Annotated in this window: 21 protein-coding genes and 1 other annotated feature; of the genes, 1 reads left to right on the plus strand and 20 read right to left on the minus strand. The window is 42.6% G+C overall.

What is annotated here, in order from left to right; genetic code table 11:
- Positions 1-235: 235 nt before the first annotated feature.
- The 11 genes from DHL47_RS10795 to DHL47_RS10845 all read right to left on the minus strand — a co-directional run bounded on the left by DHL47_RS10795 (position 236) and on the right by DHL47_RS10845 (position 7566).
- Complete coding sequence (locus DHL47_RS10795; RefSeq protein ID WP_209551885.1) at positions 236-670, minus strand: CDK5RAP3 family protein; 435 nt, start codon at positions 668-670, stop codon at positions 236-238.
- A 122-nt stretch (positions 671-792) separates the two neighbouring features.
- Positions 793-1227, minus strand: a complete 435-nt coding sequence (locus tag DHL47_RS10800; RefSeq protein WP_209551886.1) for a hypothetical protein — start codon at positions 1225-1227, stop codon at positions 793-795.
- Positions 1228-1546: 319 nt separating this feature from the next.
- Positions 1547-2761, minus strand: a complete 1215-nt coding sequence (locus DHL47_RS10805) for an ABC transporter permease (protein ID WP_209551887.1) — start codon at positions 2759-2761, stop codon at positions 1547-1549.
- Positions 2758-3651, minus strand: coding sequence for an ABC transporter ATP-binding protein (locus DHL47_RS10810; RefSeq protein ID WP_209551888.1), 894 nt, complete (start codon positions 3649-3651; stop codon positions 2758-2760). Before DHL47_RS10810 ends, DHL47_RS10805 begins: the two co-directional genes overlap by 4 nt.
- 108 nt (positions 3652-3759) lie before the next feature.
- Positions 3760-4374: a tetratricopeptide repeat protein gene (locus tag DHL47_RS10815; protein ID WP_209551889.1), complete on the minus strand. Its 615-nt coding sequence runs from the start codon at positions 4372-4374 to the stop codon at positions 3760-3762.
- Between the two features lie 33 nt (positions 4375-4407).
- Entirely contained in the window at positions 4408-4875 is a 468-nt protein-coding gene (locus tag DHL47_RS10820; protein WP_128836104.1) for a deoxycytidylate deaminase, read from the minus strand.
- A gap of 163 nt (positions 4876-5038) precedes the next feature.
- Positions 5039-5398, minus strand: coding sequence for a 50S ribosomal protein L20 (gene rplT / locus DHL47_RS10825; RefSeq protein ID WP_000124830.1), 360 nt, complete (start codon positions 5396-5398; stop codon positions 5039-5041).
- Between the two features lie 48 nt (positions 5399-5446).
- On the minus strand, positions 5447-5647 hold the full coding sequence (gene rpmI / locus DHL47_RS10830; RefSeq protein WP_128836103.1) for a 50S ribosomal protein L35: 201 nt from the start codon (positions 5645-5647) through the stop codon (positions 5447-5449).
- Positions 5648-5682: 35 nt separating this feature from the next.
- On the minus strand, positions 5683-6213 hold the full coding sequence (infC, locus tag DHL47_RS10835) for a translation initiation factor IF-3 (RefSeq protein ID WP_164828393.1): 531 nt from the start codon (positions 6211-6213) through the stop codon (positions 5683-5685).
- Positions 6214-6274: 61 nt separating this feature from the next.
- Positions 6275-6406, minus strand: a sequence feature (ribosomal protein L20 leader region).
- Between the two features lie 14 nt (positions 6407-6420).
- Complete coding sequence (cmk, locus tag DHL47_RS10840; protein WP_128836099.1) at positions 6421-7110, minus strand: (d)CMP kinase; 690 nt, start codon at positions 7108-7110, stop codon at positions 6421-6423.
- 9 nt (positions 7111-7119) lie between these two features.
- Positions 7120-7566, minus strand: coding sequence for an SAG1386/EF1546 family surface-associated protein (locus DHL47_RS10845; RefSeq protein ID WP_128836097.1), 447 nt, complete (start codon positions 7564-7566; stop codon positions 7120-7122).
- A 45-nt stretch (positions 7567-7611) separates the two neighbouring features.
- Between DHL47_RS10845 and DHL47_RS10850 the strand changes: the two genes are divergently transcribed.
- Positions 7612-7824: a ferredoxin gene (locus DHL47_RS10850; RefSeq protein WP_338060120.1), complete on the plus strand. Its 213-nt coding sequence runs from the start codon at positions 7612-7614 to the stop codon at positions 7822-7824.
- On the opposite strand, the gene DHL47_RS10855 is transcribed toward DHL47_RS10850, so the two are convergent.
- From DHL47_RS10855 to DHL47_RS10895, 9 genes are all read right to left on the minus strand, one after another.
- On the minus strand, positions 7812-8294 hold the full coding sequence (locus DHL47_RS10855) for an EbsA family protein (protein WP_128836093.1): 483 nt from the start codon (positions 8292-8294) through the stop codon (positions 7812-7814). The two genes, DHL47_RS10850 and DHL47_RS10855, sit on opposite strands and share 13 nt — an antisense overlap.
- A gap of 88 nt (positions 8295-8382) precedes the next feature.
- A complete protein-coding gene (locus tag DHL47_RS10860; protein WP_209551890.1) occupies positions 8383-9795 on the minus strand; it encodes a DUF2142 domain-containing protein in 1413 nt (470 codons plus the stop codon).
- Positions 9796-9831: 36 nt separating this feature from the next.
- A complete protein-coding gene (locus DHL47_RS10865) occupies positions 9832-11805 on the minus strand; it encodes a DUF7657 domain-containing protein (RefSeq protein WP_209551891.1) in 1974 nt (657 codons plus the stop codon).
- The gene (locus DHL47_RS10870; protein WP_128836087.1) at positions 11798-12721 is read right to left on the minus strand and encodes a glycosyltransferase family 2 protein; all 924 of its coding nucleotides are present in this window, start codon (positions 12719-12721) and stop codon (positions 11798-11800) included. Before DHL47_RS10870 ends, DHL47_RS10865 begins: the two co-directional genes overlap by 8 nt.
- Before the next feature lie 39 nt (positions 12722-12760).
- On the minus strand, positions 12761-14419 hold the full coding sequence (locus DHL47_RS10875; protein WP_209551892.1) for an LTA synthase family protein: 1659 nt from the start codon (positions 14417-14419) through the stop codon (positions 12761-12763).
- A gap of 5 nt (positions 14420-14424) precedes the next feature.
- The gene (locus DHL47_RS10880; RefSeq protein WP_209551893.1) at positions 14425-16185 is read right to left on the minus strand and encodes a rhamnan synthesis F family protein; all 1761 of its coding nucleotides are present in this window, start codon (positions 16183-16185) and stop codon (positions 14425-14427) included.
- On the minus strand, positions 16182-17912 hold the full coding sequence (locus DHL47_RS10885; protein WP_209551894.1) for a glycosyltransferase family 4 protein: 1731 nt from the start codon (positions 17910-17912) through the stop codon (positions 16182-16184). The genes DHL47_RS10880 and DHL47_RS10885 overlap by 4 nt, the downstream gene beginning before the upstream one ends.
- Before the next feature lie 38 nt (positions 17913-17950).
- The gene (locus tag DHL47_RS10890) at positions 17951-19168 is read right to left on the minus strand and encodes an ABC transporter ATP-binding protein (RefSeq protein WP_128836076.1); all 1218 of its coding nucleotides are present in this window, start codon (positions 19166-19168) and stop codon (positions 17951-17953) included.
- Positions 19168-19974, minus strand: a complete 807-nt coding sequence (locus DHL47_RS10895) for an ABC transporter permease (RefSeq protein WP_128836074.1) — start codon at positions 19972-19974, stop codon at positions 19168-19170. Before DHL47_RS10895 ends, DHL47_RS10890 begins: the two co-directional genes overlap by 1 nt.
- Between the last annotated feature and the right edge of the window lie 7 nt (positions 19975-19981).

Here is a 19981-nt window from a genome sequence, read left to right on the forward strand (position 1 = left end):
TGCTACTAATTTATCCTTCTAACAACACCAAGAAAGTTAAAATTTTTCTTTTTAACCTTTTTACTGCTGTTTTCTTGGATGGCTAACAAATCTGTATCTGTCACATTGATTTGCCTGAATCAAGTATTTTCAGCTTTCCAAATCTAATTGTTCCTATGGAAAACGATTAGGTCTATCCCTATAGGCTGATTCTGCTAATGAAGCATATATATCATTAAAATTTTTCAAATTCCAATTAGGCAATCGGTTCACCTACGATACTTATGTAATCACCCATAATCATTTCTTCAAGATCTACACTTTCATCATCATTAATTGGGATATCCACTCCCCACCCTGATTCTTCAATATTATTTATACGCCCAAAAACATTAATATAATACTCTGGATTTGTAAGACCGCCATCACTCCATTGCGTCTGATCCCAATCAATCTGAACTGATTCAATTTTTGGACTTTGTGCTTTTACAAAATCGATGATTTCCTGCTCATGTTCTTTGAGATAAGCAAGCTGTTGTTGCCTGATGGCTTCTTTGTTGCCTTTTTTTGATGTAGATATGATTGTCTTCTCCTCATGATTTCTTTTTTGACTTATGATATATCCTCCTAGACTTGCGAACGCTAGGATGGGTAAGACTATAGCAATGGCTGCTTTCGTTCGTTTTTTCATAGTATCTCCTTGGAATGTTTTATTATGGTACAATTGATTTTTCGTCTAACAACACATAGTAGGCCATTGCAGCCTATTTTTTATCCTCTAACTGATTGTCATTATCAAGATTATAATTCCAATTAGCCAATTGGTTCACCCCTTATCGTAGGTTCGTGGAGCATAAACATTCCTCCCATATCCATTGATTCATCATCATTAATTGGGATATCTACTCCCCAACCCGATTCTTCAATATGATTAATACGTCCATAAACATTCATATAATATTCAGGAGTTGTAAGTCCACCATCACTCCATTGCGTCTGATCCCAATCAATCTGAACTGATTCAACCTTTGGACTTTGGGCTTTTACAAAATCGATGATTTCCTGCTCATGTTCTTTGAGATAAGCGAGCTGTTTTTGCTTGATAGCTTCCTTGTCATCTCTTTTTGACGATGACGTGATTGTCTTTTCCTGATGGTTTCTTTTCTGACTCATGATATATCCTCCTAGACTTGCGAGCGCTAGGATGGATAAGACTATAGCAATGACTGCTTTCGTTCGTTTTTTCATAGTATCTCCTTGGAATGTTTTATTCATGATTTCTTCATCCGACAACACACTCTTGCACCTTCTTACGTGGACCAGCTCATCAGGAGTGATTCGTTGATAGATGTCAGAGCGGACTTGATCAAGCTGCAGCATACTGAGTTGAAGATAGCGGCGTTTGGCTGTATAAAAGAAATACCCATTTGGTTTTCTCTGCTTTTTTCTTTACTTGCAGTGTAGACCAAATGGGCTTTTTTGTGAAACAGCATCAGCTGGCAGCAGGGATAGGCTTTGTCTATGCCGTCTTTGAAGCTGACATTATAAAGGTCATTGATAAAAGCTATTACTTATGAGTCAGCGCCTTCTTGAAGCTTTTTATGAAGCCGATATCATCCGTTTGCAGAATCAATCCTGCATAGATACGGCCGATATACCAAGCCATAGCGAGCGTAAATGCCAGTAATACTGCGAATGAAATAAGTGCTTCGATATTACTGGCATAGCCATTAATCAGACGCTGGGGCATAAAGAAGGTTGACAGGAAGGGCAGATAGGAGCCAACCTTCAAAATCACCGTGTCGGTCTGCCCCAAGGACATGGAGCCAAACAAGCCCAGCATCACAAGGAAGATAATAGGCTGCGTTGCTTTTTGGGCATCTTCTATCCGAACCACCAGCGAGCCGCAGAAAGCGGATAAAATAACATAGGCACAGACCCCGAGCACCGCAAAAGCAATGGTCGCCGGAGAGAAAATCGTGCCCAGCTGGCTGATAGTTTCTGGATTCTCATCTAAAAATTTTCTGATCAAGTCGATATTTGACCCAAGGGCAACCAAAGCGAAACCGCCCAGTATATAGATAGAAAAATGTGTCACGATGACTCCCAGAATCCCCAGCAAACGGCCGTAGAAATATTGGGAAGCTTTAATGCTGGAGAAAATGACTTCCATAATCTTCGTTCCCTTTTCATTGGCGATATCTTGGGCAGTGCTGGCCGAATAAGTCAATAAAATCATATAAATCAGCATGGAAATAATGAAAAAGCCAATCTTTTGAAGCGATTTCTTCTGCTCTTTTGCTTCATTGATCTTTTCAGAAAACTGGGGTTCACGATTGAGAGCTGCCTGCTGTTCACTTGACAGCTTGGCTTGACTGACATTGATAGTCGTCTGTAGCTGTTGAAGGGTTTGGAGCAGAGCAAGTTTATCTTCCTGCTTCATGTCGCCTTCACCATGATAAACAGCCTTGATCTGCCCATTTTCCGACTCAATGGCCACATAGCCAAGGATTTTCTCCTCTTTTATCGCTTTTTTAGCAGCTGCTTCATCCTTATAGGTTTGGGTAAAATTCTCCTCCATCGCAAAGCCATCTAAAAGACTTGCTTCACTGGATACCAGAGCAATCTTATCTGCTTGCCTGCCTGCAGTTGCTCCCTGTATATAGCCCAGTCCAATGCTTAGCCCCAGCATCAGAAAGGGAGCCAGCACCATGACCACAAAGGACCATGATTTGACATGGCGCAGGTAAGTTTCTTTTGTGACAATCCATATTTGCTTCATACTTCCACCCCTGATTCTAGTCTAAAGATTTCATCAATGGTTGGTGCCTGCTGATCAAAAGTTGCAATGTACTGTCCCTTGGTAAGCAAATCAAACAGCTCAGCACCAGCCGCCTCGTCATCCAATACCAAGCGCCAGATTCCCCTCTTGGTGAAACTGACCTTGGTCACATGCGGCAGGGCTTCCAGCTCAGCCTGGGAAAGGCCGCTGGAAATAAATAAACGGGTCCTTCCGTACTGGTTGCGGACTTCCTGAACAGGTCCGTTGACAACCACTTCTCCATCCCGAATCATCACCACCGTATCGCACAGCTCCTCTACATTGGTCATGACATGATCCGAAAAGATAATGGTCGCGCCGCGCTCTTTCTCCTCAAAAATGACCTGCTTCAAAAGTTCGGTATTGACAGGATCTAAGCCGCTGAAAGGCTCATCCAGAATAATCAGGTCGGGCTCATGCAAGAGGGTGATAATCAGCTGGATTTTTTGCTGATTCCCTTTTGACAGGCTTTTGATCTTATCTGTCAGCTTCCCCTTGACCTGAAGGCGCTCCATCCAGACAGGAAGCTTTTCCTTTACGGCTGCACTGGAAACACCTTTCAGGTTCGCCAAATAGCGGACCTGCTCATAAACAGTGAGCTTGGGCATGAGACTGCGCTCTTCCGGCAGATAGCCTATCCGACGATAGGTCTCCTGAACAATCTCCTGACCATCAAAGGTAATGGTCCCAGTATAGTCAAGAAAACGCAAAATACTGTGAAAGATGGTCGTTTTCCCAGCTCCGTTCTTCCCAATCAAGCCTAAAATCTGTCCCGACTTTGCTTCAAAGTCTACAGCAAATAAAACCTGCTTGGAACCAAAGCTTTTTTGCAAATTTTGAATTCGTAACATTGCTCGCCTCCTTGATGTTTTTCTGTTTTATTATACCACTTTTAAAAACAGGAGAAAATGGAATCAAGAAAAATAATTAACAAAGCCTCCTCCATTTTCAGCTTTAAACTAAACACAGCTTGCTAACAGCTTTTCTGACTCTGCCTGACCTATCGTGTCACCAGCCTGTTTAAACAGTCTGATAGCAGCAGCAAAGTTACATCTTGCTGCTTGGCCCTTCCCAATGGCCTGATTCATTTCGCCCAAGCCCCGATAAGCACAGGCTTGATTGATGAGCTCATCCGTTTCTAAAGCATAGGTCAAAGCCTGCTGCAACAGCTTTTCTGCCTGATTTGTCTGCCCCAACTTAAGCTTGATATAGCCCTGCTCATAGAGATTGACTGACTGGCGATAATGGTCTTCAGGGAAATGACGGGCCAAAAAGGCAGCTTCCTTTTCAATCCACTCCAAGGCCTGCAAAAAATCTCCAGCTGATCTAGCGACATAGCCCAGCTGATGGTAGGCCACGTGTTCATTTTCCTTATCTGATTGGGCCTGAGCCCTGGCCAGATAGGTCTGCAAGGTCTTCGCAGCTCGGCTGAAATCCTTTGCTTCCACCGCCAGATAGGCCCGCAGATGGAGGCTGCTGAAGCTCTCTCCTGTCAGTTCGCCTTCCAGCTTCGCCGCCAGATCCAGATTCCCCTCAAAAAACGCCTGCCAAGCCGCTTTCAACGGCTCATCCATTCGCTGCCTCCTCACCCATTCAAAGCCATCCGCCTAAACCAAATCCGTCTGGGCAATGGCCTTCTTAACATCGTCCAGCGGCAGATGGACGAGCTCTACTTCCTTCTCCCTATAGAGATACTGGGCATAGTCGTCAATCCGGTACTGGTTGATATAGACCACCCGCTTGCAGCCGACCTGCAGCAGCTGCTTGGTACAGTTGAGACAGGGGAAATGGGTCACATAAGCCGTAAAACCCTTGGGAACACCCCGCTCAGCCCCCTGCAGGATGGCATTGACCTCCGCATGCAGAGTCCGGACACAGTGGCCGTCAATGACCAGACAGTCGTGGTCAATACAGTGCTCCGTCCCAGACACCGATCCATTGTAACCGGTCGAAATGACCTTATTATCCTTGACCAAAACCGCTCCGACTTTGGCCCGCTTACAGGTCGACCGATTGGCAATCAAAAGGGCCTGCGCCGCAAAATACTCATCCCAAGCTAAACGATTTGTTGACATAGTTGCTCCAATCTGCATATTTTCTCTATTATACCCTAAATAGTCTGTTTTCTCTAGCCTTATCGCAGACTTGTTCGGAAACTTCCTCTTGGCCTTGAGCAGCCGGCTCGCAGCTTCCAGCAAAGCAAAAAAGAACCGAGGAAATCCCCAGTTCTTATCTTGCTTATTTGCCAAGTTTTGCTTTCGCTGCATCTGCAAGCGCTGTGAAAGCTGCTGCATCATTGACAGCCAAGTCAGCCAGCATCTTCCGGTTGACTTCGATTTCAGCCAATTTCAGACCATGCATGAGCTGTGAGTATGACAGGCCGTTGAGACGAGCTGCTGCATTGATACGCGTGATCCACAATTTACGGAAATCGCGTTTCTTTTGACGGCGGTCACGGTATGCATAGTAGTAAGAGTTCATTACTTGCTCTTTTGCAGTACGGAACAGGATGTGTTTTGCTCCATAGTAACCTTTAGCTAATTTCAAAATACGTTTACGACGTTTGCGTGATACAACGCCACCTTTAACACGTGCCATTTATATATTTCCTCCAATATTTCCTAGAATAAATCGATACCCAATCTCTTATTTCAGACCGGTAAGCATTGCCTTGATACGCTTGAAATCTCCTGCAGACACCAAAGCTGCTTTGCGAAGATGACGGCGCTGTTTCTTTGTTTTTCCGTGGAAACGGTGAGAAGTGTAAGCACGGAAACGCTTCAATCCACCAGAACCTGTACGTTTGAAACGTTTTGCTGATGCGCGGTGTGTTTTTTGTTTTGGCATAATCTTTTTCTCCTTTTTTCTATCTTTTCGACAGTCTATTTTTTGTCCGGAATCGGCGCCATTTGCATGAACATCTGACGTCCATCCATCTTAGGCTTTTGCTCAATAACAGCAACATCCTGAGTCGCCTGAGCAAAGTCTGCTAAAACCTTAGCCCCGATTTCCTTGTGGGTAATCATCCGCCCCTTGAAGCGAATGGATACCTTCACCTTATTTCCTTTTTCAAGGAACTTGCGTGCGTTACGAAGTTTGGTCTCAAAGTCTCCCTTGTCAATGGTTGGGCTCAGACGCACTTCTTTCACAGTGACAACGCTTTGTTTCTTGCGCTGCTCTTTTTGTTTTTTCTGATACTCAAATTTGAACTTGCCATAGTCCATAATCTTCGCAACAGGTGGTTTAGCTTGTGGCTGAATCAGGACTAAATCAACATTCGCTTCGTCAGCCAGAGCCTGCGCTTCACTAAGCGGTTTAATCCCTAATTGTTCGCCGTCAAGACCGATCAAGCGAACTTCACGCACACGAATTTCATCATTGATGAATAAGTCTTGTTTTGCTATGGTTTTCACCTCTTTTTTATTTTTTTCTGCCCATGAAAATCCAGCCTCAAGCTGAATCCCAATGGGCATTCGAGAAAAACAAGTGCGGACCTGCTAACGCAAATCCGCACTACATGATAATCGTTCATCACTGAAACTTGAATCCTGTAGAGCCAGACAACGTCAGTCGCAAGGCGAGAAGTTCTCACTTCTGCTTTTCTCAACTCTACTATCATATCAGGTTTCTGTTTTATTGTCAATGATTTTTTTCGCTTTTTCTTCAATAAAGGCAACAACCTGAGCAATGCCGACGCCGGTCGTGTCAAAATGCAGAGCATCTGCTGCCGGTCTCAGCGGCGAAACAGCCCGGTGGCTGTCCTTGTAATCTCGCTCAGCAATCTCCTTTTTCAGGGTCTCCAAATCAGCCGGAATGCCCTTGGCCAGATTTTCCTTATAACGGCGCTCAGCCCTTTCATCGACTGAAGCCACCAGAAAAATCTTGAGCTCAGCCTCAGGCAGCACAACCGTGCCAATATCGCGGCCGTCCATGACAATGCCGCCCTCACGCGCAATCTGCTGCTGCAGGGCAACGAGTTTTTCACGAACCGCCGGAATGGCAGATACCCAGGAGACATTGTTGGTGACTTCATTTTCCCGGATGGGATGGGTCACATCCACATCACCGACAAAGACCAGCTGCTCCCCGTCTTCTGCCCGGCCAAAACTGACCGAATAGGCGTCCAGCAGCTCCGCAATTTCAGCTGCATCAGCCTCTGTCAGATGATGGCGCAAGGCCAGATAAGCAGCCGCCCGATACATAGCACCGGTATCCAAATAGGTATAGCCAAAATCTTTAGCGATGATCTTGGCCACGGTCGATTTTCCGCTGGATGCCGGTCCGTCAATCGCAATCTGAATCTGTTTCATGCCCCGCTCCTACTCAATCTTGACAACATCGCCGGGATTGGCATACCAAGAACCAGTTGACATATGAGATGGATTTAACTGCTCCAGCTTGGCGATGGAAATACCCGCACGCGCTGCAATCGCGGCTTCTCCTTCACCGGCCTGAACCGTGATGGTTCCTTCAGAAGAGGCTGTCGTATCGTCAGTCTGCTCTGCTGTCTGGCTGGAAGAGGCCGCTTCACTGCTGGCAGACGAAGCTGCTGACGTACCGTAAAAGCCTTCCATTTGTGCATTTTTATTGCTGCCGCCTGTTGACAGATAGGTCAAAAAGCAGATGACAGCCACGACCAGCACACAAAAGATAATGGTCAGTACGGTCAGCAGACGATCTGCATTTATGGCACTAAACTTTTTTGTTCTTTTCAATTTTTCCGCTCCATCATCATAAACATCTTCTTCCCATGGTTCTTTTTCCATGACTTCCTCCTTGAGTTTTTCTTAAAATCTTATTACAATATGAGTATGAAAGTAACACTCATTCCCGAACGCTGTATTGCCTGCGGGCTCTGCCAAACCTATTCTGACCTCTTTGATTACCACGATAATGGCATTGTCAAATTTTACCAAGATGATGACTGCCTGGAAAAAGAAGTCACATCCGACCCCGGCATTCTTGAGGCCATCAAAAACTGCCCTACCCGAGCGCTTTTAAAAGACCAGGCTCACTTGGACTGATTGCCGTAGTAGGTTTCAAAATAGTCAATATGGATAAAGTTGTCCAGCAACTCTACTTCCCCTTGGAAGTGCTCATTCAGCGCCAAGGCATTGACAAAATATTTCTTGGGCCATTTGCGCATGCAGAAAGTCCGTCCCTTGTCCTTGCCATCTGTATAGAGGGTGATGGAGGTCTTGGTCACTGCTACCTTATCAATCGTGGAAATCGCCACCTTAATCGGCGTAAAAGGATTGGCCGTAATAATCCGCAGAGTGCCATCTTCGTAAATGGTGAAATAACGATGGACTCCGATGCCCAGCAAAACCATAAACAAAAAGAAGGAGAACAAAACAAGAGTCGGAACTCTCGAACTTTCGTACATCAGGGCCAGCCCTACAAAAATCGGAATGACCGATAAAGACCAATAAATAATTAACAAAGATAAGTCTGGCTGCCAGTGATAGCGAACCTTGCCAAAAATCTTGATCATGCTCACACCCCCATATTACTAGTTTAGCATAAAATACCAAAAAATAGAACAGGTAGCCTTGCCTATTCTATTTTTTATTGAAAAATTTTCAAAAGAGCTGGAAAAAGACGTATAGGAGGTAAACGGCGAGCGGGAAATAGGCCAGAGCAACCAGCCAGTTTATAACCTGCATCTTTAACCTTCGGATATGGGGAATGAAGGTCAGCAGCAAGAGGCTGTAAGCAGTGAAGTATCGCTGCTGCACTCCATCAATGATATTGGAACCGACAAGTGAGTATTGTAAGTACAAGATAAGAAAAGTAGCAAAAAGAATTGCTAAGAAAGACGCCACTTTCCCAAATTGGATGATCTTAAATTTCTCAATTGATACCTTGACAGATTCATAATTTCTTTCCTGATAAAGCCAGCTGACAGCATAAGCAAAATAATAAAGCATGGAAACAATAGCTGGCGGTTTCTGATAAAAGGTTTCTCTGGCATAGCCTAGCTGAATAACTGTATAATCATAGGAAAATATCTCCCGAAAATACATTGACAGAAACTTTGGAATGTCAGAGAAAATATAGGCCAGCTGCTTAAAGGTATCAACATCCCTGCCGAAATAGGCTCCGGTATTCACATCTTTTATCAACAGAATCAACAAGGCGGAACAAAGCAAAGAAAAAGTCAAAGCAAACAGCAAAAAAACGGCTATCTTTCTGACGAATAACTTCTCTTTGTAAGCAAAGTAAAGGACTGGCAGCACAGACAGCAAAATCAAAAATGCCGGTACTTTGGCTAAGGAAACGAAAAGGATAGAAAGGGCCAGCTGCATCGCATCCAGCTTAGTTATATTCCGTAACTTCGCAATCCTGTAAGTAACCTTTGTCAAACAGGCTATAAAAAGAATGACAGCAGCATTGGTAAACAGGTCTGCTGAGATAGCGCTGTTTGTCAGCAACAGGGTCGGATGAAGCGCCAGTACTGCAACGGTCCACTTACTGAAAGGCATCATCCGAATGGCTAGTATGAGAAAGCTGAACGCAAAAATCAAACCTGACAGCCGCATCAGAATAAACTCTACAGCCGGGGATAGGTGCAGCGCCTTGTTTAATACAGCGACCAGAACATACGGGAAATAAACCAGCGGATGATAGGGGACAGCATTTGTCGCCGCTTGAAATCTGGTTGTTTCTGAGTAGCTGAGTCCGCCAATTTCTGATAAGAAATAAAAACCAAAAGTATCTTTTGTCCCTTTCTCGACAAAATGATTCATAAAGGCTAGCTGGGTCTCTGACACCTGACCTCCAAATAAGGCCATGTTGCCATTATCATTTTTATAGATATCGCCATTGCTAATCTGAATCGCCCTGTAATAATGAAAAGGTTCGTCCATCCAAGAACCAGGATTCCTGTAAAAGACAGAGCCCAAGGAAACAATGAAGCTGATGCAAAGCGCCATACAAATATGACGCGCATACATTTGGTCCTTAATCCCTAATAGTTTTTCAATCTTTTTCACTTTCTATCAATCTCCTAAATTATAGAAATCAGCTGATTATTTTGACGTGAAATGATAAATCCGATTTCCGTCTTTGTCGGGGCCGTATACCATTCTAAACTCGTCGCCAAACTCAGCACTTAAATCTCTGCTTGAAATCAGATAGCTGACCTTCAGTTTTCTGATAGTCTCCGTATTGATCTGCATATCAAGAACATCTGGGCTGCTATTAGACATCGTTACTGCACCTTCTGTTAAGAGAGGTTTTATGTGGGCGTAACGGTTCCATTCATTCTCATACTGACCTTTCGTATCTATTTTCTTCATTTCCTCTCTATCTGGATAGAAACGAACACCATTGATCATTTTTGCCCCAAACATCTGCGGATAATTATAAAGCATATTATTATCCGTCATCCACACAGCCTGCGGCTCCTTTTGAACGATATCCTTAATCGCATAACTGAGTTTTTTATCTTCTACAACCCCGATTCCGCTGACAATAGGATTGACCGTAAAACCTGCCAACAGGCAGATTGCCAGCATTGACAGAGCAAATAATCTTTTGTATTTGAAAACTCCTAACAGAAAAGACAGAAGAACAAAACTGGCAGCTAGGAGCGTCATCCCTCTGGAGATATAATCCCGGTACATCTGATTAGAGACGATAAGATAAACACAGAAAAAGAAAGATAGAAGACTGAGAGGCAAAACAACTTTCATTATCTTTCGGCGATCTAAATGCCAGACATAATTGATAAACCAGAAACTAACAAAAACCGAAATAACAGCTAAAGCCTGCCAAGCTCTACCGGAAGTCACAAAGCTGAACAGTGTCAGCTTAGCCAGCCATTCGGGTACACCGACAAAGACGTAAAAGAGGAGAAATACACTGTATAAAGAGAGAAACAGACCAAATAGGTTTTCTTTTAAGTGCTTTTTATCCAAAATAAAAGGCAAGGTCAGGAGCAGAAATGGCAGAAAGTTCAGCGATGATGCCAGTTCCACTTGATTGAGTATCGAAGGAAGCTTATACGGAAGAAAAATATTCAGAAAAAGACTGGCTATAACCGCAATCGGTGTGCCTCCGCCCGTCGAAACCCGGCTGCCCGGATACACTGTTTCCAAGGAAGCCAGAACAGCGTCTAAGCTTTGATAGAGACTGATTCCAACAACTAAGCCAGTAACACACAGGGTTACTGCCATGATTATCCAATCCTCTTTCTTCAGCTCCTTCTTGCGCAGAGCTCTGAAAAAATGAATCAGAAAATACATGAGGATAATATAGGCGAAGATAACCTGAAAAGCCGGATAAATCACCAAAACAAAACCAATCAAGCTGCTGGACAAGAGAGCCGCAAAACCGATTTTAGAACTTGTCTTTTTACTGTTGAAATAATGATAAATAGCTACCAAGGCCAAGAGAGTAAACCATACCACGTCTCCTAAATGCTGCATAAACCACCACTGAATGGCAGGAATATAGGTGATAAAGAAAGCTGCTACAGAAGACAGTGCTTTATTGCCCTTGGTCAGAATCATGGTAAATTCAAAAGCTAACAGAATAAAGGTGATAATCTTGAAGCACCAGTACCAAGACAGAGCACGAGAAGGACTGAGAAAGAGAGCTCCCCAGTTAAAAGGCTTACCGATAATAGAGATATGGCTGACCGGCGAATGATAGGCTACAATCATATTCTGTCCTGACAAGCCATAATTTTCGTTGATCAATTTATTGCCCGATGCGACCTGGGAGATGAAAAAGGGGGTTTGGACCATCCATTCATCACTTCTGATCATTCTGGGGATACCAAAGATTACACCATCTGTATTTGAAAAAGGTGATAACCATGGGCTATCATCTCCTTCAGACCGTGAATGAGACTGAACACCGTTTTGGAGTTCGGACACACCCATTTTATTCCAGCTTGCGATAGAACTGCCATTCAGATTTAAGGCCAGCCCTAAAATGAAAGCTGCTAAGGCTATGGCATATCTATATTTTACGACCTTGTTAAAAGTATCAATCATAGTAATGGTAGACCTCAAGCTCATACTGCATGCGATTTTGTCTGACGACTGTGTCTAAAATAATACCAGCAATAAAGAACAAACCGGCTAAAATCATAAATCCTGTAGCCAGAACTGCTGAAGGCAGTTTATCGATTAAGCCTGTATTGGCATATTCAGCAATAACCGGAAGCCCTATAATGAGTCCGATGAAGAACAAAACAGCAGCCAAAACAGAAAAGAAAATCAACGGCTTGTAGTCTTTAAACAGACTGAAAATCATTTTCAGAACCTTAAAACCATCAGAAAAAGTACTGAGTTTAGACTCGCTGCCTTCCGGACGGTCCTTATAAGTAATGGGGACTTCTACCAGCTTGAAACGTTTGTCCATAGCATGAATGGACAGTTCTGTCTCGATTTCAAAACCGGGAGAGAGAACCGGAAAAGTTTTAACAAACAAACGGTTGAAGCCCCGATAGCCAGTCATAATGTCATTGTAATTCCCCTTGTAAAGAGAATTAATCAGATATCTTACCAGATTGTTGCCAAAGTCATGAAACCCGCGCTTATTTTCCTGAGAGTACGTTCCGTTTGAAAGCCGGTCTCCGATTGTCATATCAGCCATGCCGGAACGCAAGGGCTCCAGAAGCTTCTCTACTTCTGCTGCTGGGTAGGTGTCATCCGCATCTGCCATAATATAGTAATCCGCATCAATTTCCCTAAACATGGAACGGACGACATTCCCCTTGCCCTGTCTAGGTTCAAATTTGACGATCGCTCCTGCTTCTCTGGCCAAGGCATTGGTTTGGTCTTTCGAGTTATTATCATAAACGTAAATATCTGCTTGAGGCAGGACTGTTTGAAAATCCTTAATAACCTTCTGAATGGTTATTTCTTCATTGTATGCCGGAAGCAATACGGCAATTTTTTCTTTCATTTTTATATCCTTTTCGCTAAAAATATGTGCCTTGTGGTGTTACCATCTGGCTGAAGAATAGTAATTGACGATCTGGGTCTCAATTGATTCTTCATCGTCTTCTGAAAAATAATGAATTTCTCCATCAGCTGTATTTGCATATGTCAGCTCTGAGACAAATAAGGTGCTGAAAGGATTCTTTTTCTCACTATCAGCAAACAATGAATCACCCAAGAAGTAGTTTTCTTTGGAAATATCTAAATAATCCAATACAGTTGGAGCAAGGTTGACAGAATTTCGGCCTTGAACATCGATTGTCTGAGGCTGGACTCCTTTATAATAAATAAAGAATGGAACTTTGTCAAGATTCCCCATCCCTCGGGACTGGTCTGGAAAAGACTTGCTGTACTCGTCATCAACATAGGTTGCGTGATCTGTTGTAAAGATTAAAATAGTATTTTCTGCATAGGGACTGTTATTAAATTTTTCTATAAATTTCCCAAACTGAACATCTAAATCATAGAAGCGGTTCAGTAAGCGATCTTTTCCATTACCGAATTTTTTATCATAAGAATTCATACCGATATGGGTTCCGAAAGTATACATAGAGATAAAGAAAGGCTGGCTGTCAGATTGCTTGGACATCAGCTTATCCAGCTCTATATACGCATCTTTATCATAAGTATTTTCTTCTCCTTCAGAAACTTTAGGGTTTATAACAGCATCAAAGCCTAAGTGATTTAAGTAGTCTGTAAATTCTCCATTATTGGGTTCTGTATTGATAAATGAAGTCCGATAGCCGTCTGATTTTAATATACTCTGCAGAGAAACCAAATGATTCTGATCGGAATTATTTAGCTGATAGCCTGAGAACAACTGTCCAATCAAACCTCGATAAGTTGCGAAAGTATGATTATAATAGTTAGAAAAATTTAAGGACTTGGACTGAGCACTGCGGATATGCGGCGTTACATTACGCTCGTCATCAATGATATGCTGTGACATCCCCTCGGTAAAGATAAGGATAACATTGGGCTTTTCTGGTAAATTTTGCGGTTTTTCAACAAAATTCCCAATTTCCTTTTTATAAAATAGCTTCTTATTTTCTGCTGACTCTTTTTCCGCTTTTTGGACAAGCTGTATGTAGTCGTATTCTGCTTTTGCTAAGTCAAAAACAGCAACTGCCGGAGAATGCTTGAAACCAAACATCCCGCCCAAGACGAATTCGGTGATAAGAGCGGCAGACAAAATTGAAACTGCCACGATATTATGTTTATAGAGAAAATAAGTTACTTTGGACTGTAACTCCACATAGCTAATCGGAAGAAAGCTAAAGGTCAATAACAAAGCAATCCCTATTCCAAAAACAACAATTCTTCCTTTCAGGGCTTCCCATGAACTAAGGTTGCTGACCATAATGAGGGTCACAAAACTGTTGCCGAAAAAAAGAACTAACATTTCAATGTTATAGAACAAAATAAGCAGATTGTTAACAAATCTTCCGATTATTTGATGTTTCTTGATAAGATAGTTTGAAAGAATAAAAATAACTGTTAATTCCAATAAAGGGAGAATAACATAAAACCAATTTCCTGTAGTCTTTAGTGCCAGAAAGCTAATGATAATAGAAAATAAATATTTGAGCGCTGTAAATTGATAGCCCCTATATTTGGCATAGTATTCTCTAAGATTTGGTCTGCGCTTTCTTTTCCCAGCCATTTTAATTAATTCCTAATCTTTCTAATCATTCTTTTAATAATATACTTCATCGCGCTTGCAGGGCCGCGGAAGATATATTTAGCGGCACCCTTAATGCCTCCGATATGATCAAAATTCACATAGGTATTCGGCATCGTATCGGGGCGGATATTTAAAACATTGTTATCAACAAATGGGGTAATATAAATATCATTTTTTGAAATGGCGTAGTCATAACGCTGCGACCATGCCAGATAGACCAAGATCCGCTCAATCGAATGCAGAATCGTATGCTGCGGCAGCGGCTCTTCCGGAATATCGCTGTCCTGAAGGTCCAAGTCAAACAGGGGCTTTAAGGCTTCATATTTGAACCAGATAAAAGTACCGTAACTCATGATAAAGGTGTTGAGGCTATTAAAATCAATAGCACGGCTAATCTTCATCCTTTGCCAAAGAACATTCATATCATCTGCAAATTTATTTTCGTTCCAAGGATCTACAATTTTTGTATAGCGGAAAAAAGTCGGAATATCTGAAATAATCAGACCTAGACGCTCATCATTTTCCAGACTGGCCATAAGAGAGTCTGCTGGCTCTAACAGCATGGCGAACAGCTCATTTCTCCAAGAATCTCCTACCCAATAAGGATACTCAGGGGATTTTTTAGTATGGAAATGGCCGATATAATCATAATGGGACAGTTCTTCTTTTAATTTCAGCATGGGGATAATATCACGCCCGCGGTTTCCAGTAAGATAGACCTTCCCCTCTTGCTGCCGCTTTGCCAAAATAGCTTCTATTTCCTCTTTTTTCTTTTCCGAATCAGTCGTTAAAAACAAATCATAATCAAAGTGAAAATGTTTAAAACCGTCCAAGAATTCTTCCAGCAAATCGACATAGAAGGTATGAAGATGCACGGCCACCTTCTTTTGATTTGAATAGGTCTGTCCCTTGTCTTTCAGAACCTTCCGGTCAATCAGATAGGGCGGAGTCGGCTGACTGACATCTGACATATGGGATAAAATGAATTCAACTGGATAATCGGATACCTTTTCGATTTCTTGCAGCAGGTAGGGTGATAAATGCTGACTCAAATCAAAGGTTTTGATTTTGATAAAGGGAACCTTATACTCCAGAAGCACATGCGGGTAATGGATGGTAAAATTGCTATGGAAGAAATCATCTTTGAGCGGCACAGTATTCAGAATGGCCTGATAGTGAAAGCCTGCATCTACAAAGAGCTTTGTGTACTGCGTTTCATAGTTATCAATGACCTTCTGAACATCTGTATGATTCTCAACAGACTGCCAAAAATGTTGAAAAACTTCGGACTGGACTAATCTCTTTTTAAAGGAAATGAAATAAGATTGGAGGTGTTCATTGATAAATAAATCCCTCTGTTTGACCTCTTGGTGATTGGTCATTCCCCAGAAATCCACTGCCGGATCAGCTTCATACTGCTGATAGACTGGCTCCATCTCCCAAAGGGGTCCAAAACAGGTGTCATTCATGACGGTTACTGAATCATAGGTTTTCAGTTCATCAAAGCCGACCAAAGCCATACCGTCATGCCAGGCTCCAAAATCGTAGCCTGTATTCTCCCGCTGGATAAAGTCATCAATCAGCCCTTTTTCGCGGAGTTTGTCCACTTCAGACATGCTCAGCTTACTGTTTGAGATAAAAATCAGTTTCCCAAATAAGGGTCTCATATGTTCGAGCTGATAGTGCACATGACGGCTGATATGATCATATTTATTAAAATGAACATAAAGCAATAATCTTTTCATTTTCTTCTCCTAAAGAAATTAATAATTTTTGTGGTAACTTGCCAGCGGCGACTGCCAATCACAGCATGATAGTCCTGAGATAAATCTTGATATTGATTTTCCAGCTGTTCGATTTTGGCTTCTAGCTCGTATTTTTCACGCACAGAGTCTGACAGTTCGGTCAGAAGCGAGCCTTCTTTCAGCGGCTCAAATACATCCTTTAATTCATAAGTGAAAACAAACTCTGTCTGTCCAACACCTTCTAAATTGTAGTGAACCTGCGGATCATTTTGGCCGAACAGCAAATTGTCAGAAACAAGCAAGCCATTCGTATACTCCATCTCAAGCTCCTGATGGTCCGGGTACTGTCTTAAGCTGACATTTGTATAATAGCTGGGCACCTCCGAAAGGTCAATTCGCAGCCGGGCAGTGTCAGCCGGGATTTGAAAATAAATTTCGTCAGCATACTGCATTGGGAAGCGGTGGCTGCAGTCTGCGGAAAAATCTTCACCGGATTTGGCATAAAAAACAGTTATAAATTCCTTCTTCACTTCAAAAATAGAATGATTTGGAAGGCCGTTTCCCAAAAGCAGCTCCAGCGCTTTGAGAGGTTTTTTAGGAGCAGCTGAAACGGACTCTATGCTGTTCAGCAGTTCCGCATAACTATTGTCAATTCTGTATAATTCTTTGGCTCGCTGGCTGGACTCAAGAGCTTGCTGTTTGTAGACATCAAAGTGCTCCAATACATCTGAAATCTTCTCAGCAAGAGCGGCTGCATTCCCAAGCGGATAGCTGAGGCCGGCTTTAAAGATTGATTGAACAGTTGAATAGCCCAGATTGTCTGAAACAATGGTTGGCAGTCCCTTCAGAATAGCTTCAATAAAGACCAGTGAAAAAGATTCGGATTTTGACGTAAAGACACAAATGTCCGACTCGCTCATATCCCGCCAAGGAAAGGCCTTATAACCCCAAAAGCTGACATTGGTCAGTGAATTTTCAGCAATAAAACGGTCACACTCTTGCTTGGTCTGCTCATCCCAGTCGCCGATAAAAATCAAAGGCAGGTCAAATCTGCCCAATTTATGATAAGCCTGCAGCAGTTCAAGCTGATTCTTATTGTCATTTATCAGCCCTATCGAAATAATCCTTCTTGGGCCCGCTTCTTTCAGCGGTTCCTGGCAAAGCTCAGTGAAAGGAATAAACGATTTGAGCTTGGAATTCTGAGCGCTTAAGTCCTTTAATCTATCGGTCAGACTCCCCTGAACTGCAAAAACTTCTTCCGAATTTTCAAATAGAAAATCTAATTTTTCAGCATAGTAAGAAAACTCTCCTTCTGGGAGTTCGTGAATAAGCCAGAAATGCGGCACTGTTTCACAGGCAGCAGCTACTGCCCCCTGAAAAACATTGACTGTATTTGAAATCACTAAGTCAATGTGATGTTCCAAAATGATGTTTCTGATATCCTGGATATTTTTTTGATAAAAGAGAATTCTCTCTTCCTTGGATAAGAGATGCTCTCCCGGAGCTTCCTCCCACCACCATTTTACTGTGGCCAGCGGAAAAGTTGCTATACCGGCCGACTGCAGTTTATCTACATATGCTTCATGTGTCGGATGGCCATTTTCAGGGTAAACATTGAAAACAGAGTGTCCCAGCTGTGACAGATATACCATGAAATTCGTGATGGCTCTTTCCGCACCGTTGTCTAAGGTTCCGGTAGGCGAGACAAATAAAATACGTTTCCCCATAATCTATCCTCAATCAATCTATAGTAGAGCCTGAGTTTTTATGCTTTTGACTCCTGCCAGCTGCCATTTCTGACTAACAGTCCTGTCGCAGAATCCAAAGCAGATTCATCATCCTCAGAGATATCTTTGCGTTCAATGAAAACAATCGGTGCTTTTGAAGATACAGCAAAAGCCAGAACCCGCTTCTCAGAATCACGGACAGTTGCTTCGAGCCTCAGGCGGGCACGATTTAAATAAGGCAGGCTGCATTTATATCTAACTTTTTTCTCCCCGATACCTTCGATTTTTAAGTCCATTGAATTATCATTATAGTAGCCATAATTCGTATTGATGTCTACGAAGGACATGGCGATATGGGATTCCACATCCTGCAGCTGATTGAAAGTAAACTCAAATTCCAGTTCATCATCGGGGGTGATTTGACTTGGAGACAGCAGTTTAACTTCAAAGTTTTCTACCAAGGCTTCTTGCTTTTGATCTCCTTCCGAAGAATCGCTGTTCTCTTTGATTGGCTGAACGGCATTGTCAAAGCTATACTGATTGGCAACATCATCAGGATTTCCAACTACTTTTACCAAGCCATTTTCAATCAGAACTGCCTTGTTGCAGTATTTTTTAACTGCCCCCATATCGTGGGTGACTAAAATAGTTGTCTTGCCTGAGTCCTTGCGCTCTTTGAAGTAGTCGTTGCACTTGCGCTGAAAGGCTTCATCTCCGACTGCCAGCACCTCGTCCAGAATCAGAATATCTCCCTGGGCCTTGATGGCAACTGAGAAGGCCAGACGAACCTGCATCCCGCTGGAATAGTTCTTGAGCTTTTGATTCATGAACTCCTCCAGCTCAGCAAATTCGACAATATCGTCATACATGGCATCCACTTCTTCTGTAGAAAAACCAAGCATGGCACCATTCATATAGACATTCTCACGTCCGGTCAGCTCCGGATTGAAGCCAACTCCCAGCTCGATAAAGGAAACTAATTTCCCGTCAATGGTGACGGTCCCTTTTTCAGGAATATAAATTTCTGAAATGATTTTCAGGAGAGTTGATTTTCCGGAACCGTTGCGGCCTACAATCCCAAAGAAATCTCCTTTTTCTACTTCAAAAGAGATGTCTTTAAGAACATGCTGTTCTTTATAGCCCTTGATTCCTTTGAAACGATTGACCAGACTGGTCCTTAAACTCTGTGTGGCCTCTGTCGGCAATCGGAAGAACTTGCTGACATGGTCAACTTTTACTGCAATATTATCTGACATTATAAAATCTCCGCAAATCTCTTAGCATTTTTATTAAAAATATAGAATCCAAGCCAGAAGACAAGGAAAGGCACTGCATAGGGAATGGCAGCAATCCAGTGATTTCCAATCAAATCCCAGCCTCGCATACTTCCTGAAAAAACGACAAAGTGACGCAAATCCTGAATAATCTGTGCCAAAGGATTCAGCATCATGAGCTTCGCAATCGTCACCTGCCCTCTTTGGATGATAAAAGTCAAAGAGTAAATAATCGGCGTAGCATACAAGCCTGCTTGCAGAATAACTTCCCAGATCGGGCCGATATCCCGGTATTTCACAAAAGAGGCAGCCAGAATGAAAGCAACACCCGTAGAAATCAATACAAGTTCAATGAAGAGAGGGATAATAACCAGCCAGCCCCAATTCAGGGGTACTCCGTTAATCAAAGCAAAAACGAAAACTACCAATAAATTAATCGCATAGTTGATAGCTGCGCCGGCAATGGCCGAGAAGACAATGATCGATTTTGAAAAATTTAATTTTCTCAGTAAGTCTCCTCGTGAAACAATAGACATCATTCCCATATTCGTTGCTTCAGTAAAGAAATTCCAGGTCACCATCCCCAGCAGCAGTCCCACAGCGTAATGAGGGGTTCCGTCATCAAAGCGCAGGAAGCGCACAAAGACCAGATACATGATCGTAAAGAGCAGCAATGGCTTTAGAATAGACCATAAATGACCAATGAAGCTGCCCTGATAGCGCAGTTTAAAGTCAGTTTTTACCATCTCTCTTAAGAGAATCCAAGTTTTTCGATTAAAAAAGTCCATAAGTAAT

This window comes from Streptococcus panodentis (assembly GCF_017884005.1).
In the GTDB taxonomy this organism is placed as follows: domain Bacteria; phylum Bacillota; class Bacilli; order Lactobacillales; family Streptococcaceae; genus Streptococcus; species Streptococcus panodentis.